This is a genomic window from Verrucomicrobiia bacterium, assembly GCA_036268055.1.
Taxonomy (GTDB): domain Bacteria; phylum Verrucomicrobiota; class Verrucomicrobiia; order Limisphaerales; family Pedosphaeraceae; genus DATAUW01.
The window spans coordinates 379,259-391,134 of sequence record DATAUW010000017.1; the positions used below are offsets into that span (position 1 = coordinate 379,259).

6 protein-coding genes are annotated in these 11,876 nt (G+C 58.2%); all 6 read right to left on the reverse strand.

The features are described from left to right. Positions 1-63 precede the first annotated feature (63 nt). The 6 genes from VH413_11670 to VH413_11695 all read right to left on the reverse strand — a co-directional run bounded on the left by VH413_11670 (position 64) and on the right by VH413_11695 (position 11,772). Positions 64-2,289 carry a hypothetical protein gene (locus tag VH413_11670; protein ID HEX3799347.1) on the reverse strand — a complete coding sequence of 742 codons (2,226 nt, stop codon included), beginning with the start codon at positions 2,287-2,289 and terminating at the stop codon, positions 64-66. Next, entirely contained in the window at positions 2,286-4,847 is a 2,562-nt protein-coding gene (locus VH413_11675; GenBank protein ID HEX3799348.1) for a hypothetical protein, read from the reverse strand. Before VH413_11675 ends, VH413_11670 begins: the two co-directional genes overlap by 4 nt. Further along, positions 4,844-6,880 carry a BatA and WFA domain-containing protein gene (locus VH413_11680; protein ID HEX3799349.1) on the reverse strand — a complete coding sequence of 679 codons (2,037 nt, stop codon included), beginning with the start codon at positions 6,878-6,880 and terminating at the stop codon, positions 4,844-4,846. The genes VH413_11675 and VH413_11680 overlap by 4 nt, the downstream gene beginning before the upstream one ends. Then, positions 6,880-7,803 (reverse strand): DUF58 domain-containing protein, encoded by a 924-nt coding sequence (locus tag VH413_11685; GenBank protein HEX3799350.1) that lies wholly within the window; start codon positions 7,801-7,803, stop codon positions 6,880-6,882. Before VH413_11685 ends, VH413_11680 begins: the two co-directional genes overlap by 1 nt. A 177-nt stretch (positions 7,804-7,980) precedes the next feature. After that, on the reverse strand, positions 7,981-9,018 hold the full coding sequence (locus VH413_11690) for a MoxR family ATPase (GenBank protein ID HEX3799351.1): 1,038 nt from the start codon (positions 9,016-9,018) through the stop codon (positions 7,981-7,983). A 54-nt stretch (positions 9,019-9,072) separates the two neighbouring features. Beyond that, entirely contained in the window at positions 9,073-11,772 is a 2,700-nt protein-coding gene (locus VH413_11695) for a DUF3857 domain-containing protein (GenBank protein HEX3799352.1), read from the reverse strand. Between the last annotated feature and the right edge of the window lie 104 nt (positions 11,773-11,876).

Consider the following 11,876-nt stretch of genomic DNA (forward strand, 5'->3'; position numbering starts at 1 on the left):
AATTAGCACGCAGTGAAGCGGGCAACAAGTTTTGGAATTTAATTTAAGGTCACGATGATTGAGTTAGGCCAGTCCCCAGCGTTTGCGCAAAATCCATTCCGAACCCAGACAACCGAGCAGCGTGAGCAGCGTCCAGCCATTCATGCCCGCGGGTTGATGCACGGATTTCGTGCGTTGCGCCTCGATGATGCGCGTTTTTATTTGCCGGACGAGGTCTTTGCCGTTGGGGCATTCTTCTACTTTCAACGCCAGCCCACCGCTGACCGATGCCCATTGCTTTAGCGTCTCCATGTCGCGCGCCGTGTTTTGAAATTCCACGTTCACACCGCGGATTTCAATCGTGCGCGTGCCTGCCGGAACGCTTTGCGCATTCACGACGGAGATGGTGTAAGTGCCCGCCTTGGCCGCGTGAAATTTAAAGTCGTGCGGATGTCCCGGCTCCAGATCCAGCGTTTGTGTGGCGAGCATTTCTTTGTATTCGTTTTCGACATGCACGGTGAACTTGCCGCTCGAGTTGGTGACGTTTTGCGGGTTCGGTTGTTTTTCGAGAATGATTTGCACGTCCATGTCGGGATGCAAATCCTGATCGGCGAGGTGAATGGAGATGTCCTGGCTGCCCGCGTCGCCGAGGTAGCGGAAAAGCTGTTTCCAGAAACGGTCGAATTGCTGCGGATCGGAATCCTTGGCGAGACGCCAGCGCCAAAAATTCTGGATACAAATAATCGCGGATTTTCCCGCGCCGTAAGTTTGTGCTGCCATGAGAATGCGGTGTCCGTTGGGACCTTCGTCGGAGGAATGCTGCGCCCAGATTTGCGCGCCGGGTTTGGCGGCATCCACGCGGCCGTATTGCGTAAAAGCGGGAAGCTGCGCCCAGGCTTCGCGCGCGGATTTGCCATCGGAAATTTGGAACACCGGATTTCGCAGGGCGTCGTCGGTGAGTTGCAAATGGAATTGCCGGTCGAGTCCTTCCACGCCCGTGCGTGCGGCGAATACGACTGGCAGTAATTGTTCGAGCCGGCTGCCTTGCCACGAGCCGTCAAACGTCCCCGCGCCGCCGATCATCAGGACGCCGCCGCCGAGTTCGCCGCAAAAACGCGCGAGCATTTCCTGTTGCGCGACGGTGAGGTCCACGGGCCGGATATTGGAAAGCACGATGATGCGGAACGGCGCGATCTCCTCGATCGTGGCGGGAAATCCGTTGATCAATTCGCCCGAGCTTTCGACATTCTGGCGAAAGATGGATTGCTTGGACGTGCGCGTGAGGCCGGTGAGTTTGATGGAAGGATCGTCGCGCAAGGCCATGCCGATGAATTTATAATCCCACGTCAACGCGCCCTGGATGTAGAGCGCGCGCAATTCTTTTTCCGTGGAAACGCGCACCGCCGCGCTGCCGGAGGTGTTGACGCATTTGAGGCCGGGAACCGAGGGTGGGACGAGCCGGATTTCGTAATTATGCGCGCCTTCCTTGTCTTCGGTGATGCTGAAACTTTCCTGCCACATGCGCGAGCCGCGCCCGGGTTGAACCGATTTTTGCTGGCACGCCAAACCGTCGCGCAGCAAGAGTAAATCGAAGTCGGGAAGGTTTTGCGTGTTGATCATTTCCAGTTCGGCGGAAACGTCAAACGCGGCTTTTGGCGAAACCAAACCGGGCGCTTCGACGCGGCGCAGTGACAGCGTTTGCACGCCGAGGTCATTGCCAAAACCAAGCCCGATGAAGGGCACGCCGCTTTCGAGCAGCGAGGTCAACGCGCGATTGTTATCGTCATTTTCATTGGCCGCGCCATCGGTCAGGGCGATCACCGCGAGCGGCGGTTCGTTGGGATTAGCCAGCGCCTGCACGATGGCGCCGCCCAGATTGGTGCGCTTGCCATCGGGCGCGGCGGCGGCGAGATGATCGCCATCGGCGGACTCGGCGTCGTGCGCGAAGAGCATCGCCTGAACGGGTTGGTGCGCCTCATTGAGCGCGGGAAGTAATTGTTCGCGCGTGAAATCGAGCGCCTGTTGATAACGGCTGCGCGAACCATCCTGCAGCGACATGCTTTCGCTGCGGTCCATCAGCAGGACGACGCTGCGATTGGCCGGCGGCGTTTTTTCGCGCGCCACCCAGACGGGCCGCGCCGCGAGCCCGATCAATAAAAGCAACGCCACTCCGCGCAGCGCGGCGATCGCGGTCACACGCTGCCAAGTTTGGCCGCGCCGCAACTGCCAGGCGACGGACAACGCCAGCATCAGCAATGCGAGCGGCAATCCCACAGCCCACGCGATGGGAAAATCAAACGTGAGTCTCATGGCTTGCGCTCCGAAAGTTTTTCGTAATATTTTTCGATGCGCCCGCGATACGCGGGGGGCAGGCGCGAGGGATCAATATTGGTGATCTCGGGATTTTCTTTCTTGCCCTGCTTGTCCGCGACTTCGACCGAGAAATTCCGCAACTGATCCATCAACTTTTTGAGCGTGACCATGTCCGGAGCTTTGCCCTTTTCTTTAAGAGTATCGTCCACCAGCGCGACTAATTTTTGCGCTTGATCGTCATGGCCGTACAAGTCCGTCAATCCCTGTTCGAGCGCACTGGCGGCTTCGTTCATTTCTTTTTGCTGTTGCCCGGCTGAGAGTGGGTGGCCGGATTCCAACTGTTGCTTAAGGCTTTCGAGTTGCGCCATGCCGTGTTGAAAACCTTCCTGCCCGCCGGGATTGAGCGAATCATGTTTTTGCGCGGCTTGCATCGCCGTGGGCAAACTGTTTTTGAAAGCTTCACTAATATTTTGCAACCCTTTGCGCGCTTCACCGGCGGCGTCTTTTTGGTCTTGCTTGTTTTGTGCGCTGGCGAGTTTGTTCAGTTGCGAATCAACCGAAGATTTGTTCGTGCCGGTGAGCGAGTCATGAAGTTCAGGGCCGAAATTGTTCGTGCCGGTTTTGCTTTCGGTGATTTCGCGAAGCTGCCGCATGGTTTCCTTCGATGCCGTCGCGGCTTGCTGGCGTTGTTCCGACGAAAGGTCGTTCGTGCCCCTTTGCATTTCATTGAGCGCATCCATTTGCTTGTCGAGCACCTTCTTCAATTTATACGCGTCACCCAGGTCACGGCCCTCGGCTTGCCGATTCATTGCGGCAGCCAATTTGTCCAAATCATCCGCGGCGGTGGAAGTTGCCCGCTGGCCACCGGTGCGTTTTTCCAAGGCGTTCACGGCCTGGTCGAGAGACTTGGCGGCGGTGGTGGTTTCGTTGGTGGCCTGACGGAACATTTGCGGATGCTGCTGCTCAAAATCAGCGAGCGATTTTTGCAACTTGCTTTCGTCCGTGGCGAGGTTCGTTTGGTTGAGCCGGGGCGTGGCGGCCACTTTGCCCGCGAGCTTGCGCTGTTCCTCGGCGGTTTTTTTGACGAAGTCGCGCGCGGCTTTGGTTTCATTGCGAAACTCGGCGATGTCGCCTAATTGCTTGGCTGAATCCGCCATCGGGTCGCGTTCCTCATTTTCCGGTTTGTCCTTGAACGAATCGGGATGATCGGAAACCGCTTTCTGAAACATCTTGCGTGCGGCGATGAGATCGGTGAGCGCAGAACGCTCGTGTCCCTGCGCGTCAGGAATGATATTGTCGAGGAGCGACCTGCTGGAATCATCGAGCGCGTGCTGAGCCTTGGCGAGATTATCGAGCGCTTCGCCAATGGGCTGGTTCTCCATGTCAGTCGTCATTTTCGCATAGAGATGCCGGACGGAATCGTCGAGATCATCCTCGCCATCGGCAAGTTTCTGGCGGTCCTGCTGGCGCAGGTTGGCGGGCGCATCGGGCGACTGTTCGTATTGATGCGTCTCACGAATGATGTGCTGCTGGCGTTCGATGAGCGAGGTCATTTCGCTCAGGGTTTGATAAGCCTTGCCGCCTTCGCCGCCGGGCATTTTGAGAATGTCCTCGCGAAAAGGGCGCACCTCCAAAAAATAAATATCGGAGGCGTAACCATCGCCGGGCTGGGTGCGGGCCTTTGCGTAATAAGTGAGCACGTCCCAATCAGCGAGATGATATTCATCGAGATAAACCATCGGCTGATAAACCGCGTAGCGCGGCTCGGGCGGCGATGGCAGCACGTGAGAGCTTTCCACACCGCCGTTGACGGTGGAGAACCAGGAGATTTGTTTCAGCGACTGGCTCGCGGCCGCTTCGATCTGCAAGGGAACTACGTCCACCTTCGTGACCTTGAGATCGCGCGCGGGATCGGTGATGCGCACTTCGCCCCAAGCCTTATTTTCCTCGGTGACATTATTGGTGGGCAGGGCAACAGTGGGATTTTTTTGCGCAATCGTGTTGCGCGCGCGGCGGTCGGCGTCGGCGGCAGCAAGCCGCGCCCACGGATGAAAGTGCGCGTAAAAAAAGCAGGTGGATACGAACAAAAATATAAAAATACAAAGATGAATGAACGGGCGCGCGAACGAGATGCCGGCGGGCGCGGACTTGTGTTCCAGCACGCCACCGGTTTGCCGGGCGATGCGGGTGAAGAACCAGCGCGCGACGTCGGCGCGGCGATTTTTCTCGAGAAAGACGAGCGTATTTAGACGATCCAGCAAACGCGAATCGCCGCCTTCGAGTGAAGCCGCGAGCGATTTTCGCGGAATGGATTTTGTCATGATCGAAGCCATGACGATGAGCCAGGCCAGAAATCCACCGAACCCAAGCGCAACCAGCAACGCCGAAACGACGGCCACGTTTTCCATCCAGCCGCGCACCATCGCTATGCCGAGAATCAGCACGACGACGCTGGCCACGCAACCGGCGGTGGCGGTGTGCTGAAGCACGCGCCGCATTCGGAGCAACCCGGCGGTGCGTTGCAAACGCTCCTCGATGATCACGCTGGCATTCATCGGTTTTCCCTTCGCAAAGCCGCAAGGCCGGTTTCAACCAGCAATGCCAGCAGACCCGCGACGACCAGCCACCACCAGAATTGTTGTCGCCAAATGCTGGCGATGCTGGGGGGTATGAAAGATTTTGTGGCCGCGGAATTTTTTGACGGAGACGCAGCGGCGAGTTGCCAGTTCGTGATCGCTTCCGGCGATTTGACGTAAGTGAGGTCGGATTCTTTCGGACTGGGATTGACGCTGAAAATCTTTTGCGGCTCGTTCGAGGCATCGCAAGTCATCGTGTAAAGACCGGGCGACAGGGGCATGGCGAGTTGCGCGTGGCCCTCGGTGATGGTGGCGCGGGCGAGTTCGTGGTGGTCGTCATGAAGGACGACTTCGTGAGCTTTGGAATCGGGCGGTAATTGAATCAGGCCGACTTCGCCGGGCTCGAAGTTGAGAGGGGTCGGATCTTCGGCGCGGGCCGCTTGCAAGGTAAGGTCGAGGAACGGAATAAAAGTTTGATGCACGGGCCACGAGGTTTGGTCGCGGTCCATTCCAAACGCGGCGACAAAAAGTTTTCCCTTCGATTTCGTTTCCTGGAAAAACAAACCCGTGCCGCCGTCGGACAGAATTAAAGGCAGCGCGGTCGGCGCCTTGAGATGGACGAACTTTGACACTTTCACTTCGGTCAGGTTGCCATAATCGGAAGAAACGAACGGGTGAAAGATAGGATGATTGCCCATCACATATTTGATGTGCTCGGGCACAGCGGGCGTGTCCGGCGTGGGCTCGGGCTCGAAGCCGAGTTCGCGCAGGTAACCGTTGATGGCGGGCGAGACACGGTTGATGAATAGCAAAACGCCACGGCCATTTTCGAGATAACGATGGAGCAGTTTGCGCGCGTCGGAGGATTGCAGGTAATTGCTTTCCAGGCAGAGCACGTCGTCGTCGTTATTGGCTTTGATCTCGTCGCCGAGCAGCGAGGGTTCGAGGATGCGCATGGCCCACTGGCCACGCATGACATCGGGCGAAAGCGCCGAGCGCAAATACGGCGACTGCGCGAGCAAAGCGACGCGACCTTCCGTCAGCGGCGCGAGGCTGAAGAAAAGTTTGTTGTCGGCGGCGAGGGCATCGGGCGCGCCGGTGAGACTGGCTTCGCCGCGCAGCCACAATTTTGGATCGGCCTCCCATTCGGCGTGAAGCACGATCGGCGCGGGATCTTTTTCAAATTGGAGGTTGCGGTCGAAAATCAACTGGCCGTTCACGCGCAAAGTGACGTCAGCACTTTTGGCTTCGCCGGTATGGGCGAGTTGCAGGGTGAGGTCAACGAGCGATTTGTCACCGAGGAAAATGCGTTGAAGGTGCGGTTCGGAAAGCGAAAGATTGGCGGCGTTGGTGGCAGACGTTTTTGGCAATTCCACTTCCACATTTTGCAGGAACGGCGGCGATTGCATATTTTCTGACCATTGATTGGCTTGGTTGTCGCCGTAAAGGACGATGCGTTTGTGCGCGCCGAAAGAATTCGCGAGCAGATTGTTCGCCTGATGAAATGCCGCGAGATACGAGCCGCGCTGGAACGAAGGCGCAAGGTCTTTGAGCTTGTCGTTGATGGTCGCGCGGTCGTCGCCGAAAGAAACGAGCACGCGCGGGCTCGAAGTGAGTTCGATGACGGCGATTTGAACATCGCGTCCCGCGCGGGCAATTTCCTTGAGCATGGCGTCGCGGTCGTGGGCGAAGGCGTCGTTGGCCTGATGACTGAGCGTGTTGTCCAAAATATAAACGCGGCTTTCGCGAATCAACATCCCGGTTGCCGTGTGGCGATACGGCCACGCAAACGCGGCGACGACCGCCAGCAACGCGAGCGCGCGCAAGAGAAACAAAAGCCAGTCGCGCAAACGAAACGGATCGCGGCGCGCGACGGGCTGGTCATCCAAAAAACGCAGCGCGGAAAACTTGAGCTGGGTGGTCGTGGCTTTGCGGCGCAGATGCAGCCACACGGGCGCGGCCAGCGCGAGCGCACCGAGCCAGAACAATGGATTGAGAAAGGAAAAATTCATCACATCAGCCGCTGCCTTTCCGCCATGAACAAAGCAAGCGCGCGCCACGGGTCTTCATCTGTGCGCGTGACGCAGTGGGGAATTTCCAACTGGCGAAATAATTCGCAATGGCCCGCCATGAATTCATTGAAGCGTGCCAGATATTTTTCGCGCGCGGCGGCGGGCGTGACGACGCGGCGGTGGCCGGTCTCCAAATCCTCGAAGACCTGCGGCTCGGTGAAGGGAAATTCCAATTCGTCGCGGTCGAGGATTTGAAAGACCATGCATTCGTGACCGTGAAAGCGCAACTGCTTGAAGCCGTCGGAGATTTCCGCGGACGGTTCGAGCAAATCGGAAAAAAAGAGAATCACACTGCGGCGGTGGACGAGGCGGACGACATGATCAAGCAGGCGGGCAAGCGTCGCGCCGCCGGAAGGCGCGAGCATTTCAAGTTGGCGCAGCATCAGGCCGAATTGGCTGGAGCGTTGGGAGGGGCGGACGAATTGCGGGGTCTCGCCGCCGTGCGGAAGCGACACCATTCCGGCGGCATCGTTTTGGCGTAGGAGAAACCAGGTCAACCCGGCGGCGAGCACGCGCGCGCAATCGAGTTTCGAGCCCCACGCATTCGCGCCGCGATACGCCATGGACGCACTGGTATCGCAAATAATATAGAAGCGCACGTTCGTTTCCTGCATGTAGCGCTTGATGTGCAGACGGTCGCTGCGCGCGAAGAGCCGCCAGTCAATGTGCCGGAGGTCGTCGCCGGGCTGATAGTTGCGATAGTCGCTGAACTCGACGCTGAAACCATGAAACGGGCTGCCGTGTAAGCCGTGGAGAAAACCTTCCATCACATAACGCGCCTTGAGGTCGAGACCCTCGAGCGCGGCGAGCGCTTGCGGGTTGAAGCGCTCGACGAGCGGCGAGGATGTGGCGGAGGGTTTCACGATTATGAGAAAGGCATTTTTGACGCAGAGGCGCAGAGGCGCGGAGGCGCAGAGGGGGGACAGGGAAATTGGGATGAAGGAATTTTTGCTGATGGGCAAATGGTTCTGTTCGTTTCTCCGCGTCTCGGTGTCTCCGCGGTTAATTCCGGCCCGAATATAATTTGTGACGCGCTCATTTTACTCGTTGGTCGGGATGTCTTCCAAAAGTTTAGTGATGATGTCGCTGGCGGTTTTGCCTTCGGCGTCGGCCTGGAAACTGCGGATCATGCGATGGCGCAGGATGAGCGGGGCGAGCGCTCGCACGTCTTCGCACGCGACATTGAAACGCCCCTGACTCGCAGCGCGGGCGCGGCCGGCGAGGATGAGATATTGGCTTGCGCGCGGGCTCGCGCCCCAGCGGACCCAGCGGCGGATGTATTCCGGTGAATGAGCATCGCCGGGGCGGGTGGCGCGGACGAGCCGCACCGCGTAATCCACGACATTCGGCGCGGCGGGCAGGTGCGCGATGGCGTCGCGGAATTGCAAAACTTCCGTCGTGGTGATCACCGGTTTCAAATGTTCCAGGGGCGTGAACGAATGCTGTTGCACCAAATCACGCTCGTCCTCGAAGGACGGATAATCAATCGGCACTTCAAACAGAAAGCGATCCAGTTGGGCTTCGGGCAGGGGATACGTGCCTTCCTGTTCGATGGGATTTTGGGTGGCGAGCACGATGAACGGTTCCGCGAGGCGATAGAGTTTGCCCGCGACCGTCACGGTTTTTTCCTGCATCGCTTCGAGCAGCGCGGCCTGGGTCTTGGGCGGGGTGCGGTTGATTTCGTCGGCGAGGAGCACGTTGGTGAAAACGGGGCCGTGGGTGAAAATGAATTTGCGCTGGCCATTCTCGTCCTGCCCGAGAATTTCCGTGCCGGTGATGTCCGAGGGCATCAAGTCGGGCGTGAACTGGATGCGCGAGAAGGGTAGGTCGAGCGAACGGGCAAGGGCGTTGACCAAAAGCGTTTTCGCGAGGCCGGGCACGCCGACGAGCAAACAATGGCCGCGCGAAAACAATGCCCATAACGCGGCATCCACCGTGGCGCTTTGGCCGACGACGGCCTTGGCGACCTCCGTTTGCACCTGGGCGAACTTGCGCGGAAATTCATCGAGAATTTGCGCCGGGTCGGGATTGATGATGGGCGGGGCGGCGACGGTGGAAAGAGGTTCGGGTTCGGTCATGGCGTCAATTTGGGATTAGCGTTTTGAGATCATTATAATATGCGAAAAATGGGGTCACGGTGGCAAAGTAAAATCCACTTCGCCCGCGAGCGCGGAAAATAATTTGCGAAGTTCGGCCTGTAATGCGGTGGTCTCGGCGAGAGTCAATTCGCCGTGATTGAGTTCAATGTGAAATTTCGCGTGAATGGAATTTCCATCGTTGTGTTGCCACGCGATTTTCCACGGAAGCAGGGGCGAGGTGCCTTCCAGGTCATTGGGAAAACGGATTGCGCTGGCCGAGGCGGGAAGCGTGAATTCAAAATCTTCATCGAGCGACAATGGATAACCTTGATGCAGGAACAGCGGCGTCTGGCGCGCGTCGAGAGCGACATCCCATTCTTTGGGGAGCCAGAACGGCGCGCGCAGGCGGGCTTGATTTTCGGCGATGGAGACGATTCCAACGTAATTGCCTTCCGCTTCCCACTCGAAAGTCTGGCCGAGAGCCGCAGCCGGCGTGTGATTTTGTTTCGTCAGACCGAAAGCCCCGGCGATGGGACGATAATGAACCGCGAGCAAGGGGAGCATGTTCTTGTGGCCACGATTATCCTGCGCCGCTGCCCGCAACGCGTAATCAGGAAATCCATTCGCCGTCGCCTTGAGGGTGACGGGTTGGCCAGTAAGGCTGACATTTGCGCAATCAATTTGCGCGTGCAGGAGAAGTTGATGCGCGGACGGCGTGGGCTCGGGAAGTTGCGTCAATCCAGCCGTGGTGGAATCCACGACCAAAACTTTACGGCCCGGGTCGCCGGGCGGAAGCATGCCGAAACGGCAGACGTCATCGGTGGTATCCACCCAAAGCGTTTGATCGCCGAGTTGCACCCGCGAGATGGCGTGATTGAAAGCGAAACCGGGAAGGTTGTCGTACGCCTGCGAGAAACGCGGCACGAGAACGAGGTGCGCATCGAGCTTGAGCGAGTGCAGCAGAGCGTTGAAGAGATTCGCCTTGTCCTTGCAATCGCCGTATTGATGTTCGAGCACTTCCTCGGCGGCGTGCGGGCGAAAGGAATTCACGCCCAATTCCACCGGCACGTAACGCAAGCCGGTGACGAAATTAAAAATGTCCGTGGCGCGTTCGGTGTCGGTCGTGGCGTCGCGGGTCAATTCAGCCGCCTTGGCTGTGATGGCGGGAGTGACGGTATCGGCAAGCTGGCTGATGCGCGCGTACCACGCGGTGAACGCCTGCCAATCGGGAAAAGTGGAAATCAAAAGCGAAGGTTCGCGCACGGGCGCGGAGAGCGTTTCGTGCAGCGTGGCGGGAAGGCGGTCGAATCGCCACGAGTAAGTGCTGCCGTAGGTGCTTTGCTTGATTTCGGGATCGCTGGCGGCGAGTTGATCGAAGGCGAAATGAAACGCGGCGTCCTTCGGCACGCTGACTTGCACGGCGGCATCGAGGATCGGCAAATCGGCGGCCACAGGAATCGGCATGGAGACGTAGGGGAACGGAAAAGTTTTCCACGAGGTTTGGTAGCGGACATGCAACACCGCACCGGGCATCGCGCCCGGCAATGAGAAAATTTTCCGGCGCGCGGCGCGGTAATCGCCCCAGGATTCACCGGCGGCATCGCGGACTTCATCGGGATTGAGCGCGATCAATTTTCCATCGGACTCAAGCACTTCACAGTTCAGGAAATTGATATCTTCCTCGGGCGGAGAGTAGGAAAAATCGAAGTCGGCGAGATGCTTGCCCTCCGCCGTGAGGACCTGGATGAAATCTTCATTCTCGCTGGTGATGGCGGGCACGCTGCCGCTCAAGGTGTAGCCGATGCGGCGGCGCAGGACGACGCCATCCACATCAGGATAATCGCGAGGCTCAACGCGCGAGATGCCAGTCCACGCGGCGGGCAAGTTCGTGGTGACGGTTTGGCCTGGCGCCGATGTGGACGCGGATGGTGAAGGGGATTCACTATTCGTGGCTGACTTATCTGATGTGATGGCAGACTCAGGAGGAGCGAGTTCGAGCGGAGTGGCGTTGGCGAGCCAGAGCGTTGGTTCTTCGGTGCGGATGAGATTGCGTTCCTGATACCAGGCGACAGTGACGCGGCCGAGTTCGTTGCCGAGCGATTGGAACGTGAGCGATGGGTTGGCGCGAAGAGATTTCAACGCGAGGGGAAGGCCGATGGGATCGCTGTTGAAGGTGGTTTCGTTTTCGGAGGCGATGAGGAAGCAATGCTCGGACGCGAGTTGCGCGGCGAATTTTCCGCTGCCGCGAAAGAACAGCAGCCAGCGGGATTCAAGCGACGGAATTTGCGCCGCGAAATTTTTAAAATCAACCGCGGTGAGCCGCGGTCCGGCGACGTGAAAGACCGGTGTATTCCCCTGCATGCCGCCGTGACCCCAGGCGATGACGACGAGCGGATTGGTTTGTTTTGCGAGCGTGTTGGTTAATGAGAGAAAATTTTCGCGGGTGGATTTAAATTTTTGGACGGGAGATTGGGCGGGCAGTGAGAGACTGTCGGGATCGTCTGAGAAGGTGTAAATCTGCGCGGGAGGAGTTGGCAGCGCGGAGAGGAGTTGGAGCCAATCGTTGAGTTGCGCGTGGAAGCTGGTTTCGCTTTGCAGATCGCCGGAGAGGCCGGAAAGCACGATGACGTTGGCGTGAGGCGGAAGAAACGGTTCGGGCGTGGGTGGTTCGGCTGAAAGAATAGGAAAGCAAATATGGAAAAGCATGAGCCATATCGCGAAGCGCGCCCGCTTGAATTGACGATCACCACCCATATACAACTGACGTAGATTAAGCGCGGAGGCGGGCGTGAGACAAGGTAATTGCGCGCGGCGTAAAAAAATTTCTGCCGGAATTTAGTTGCGGCTCGCGAGTACGC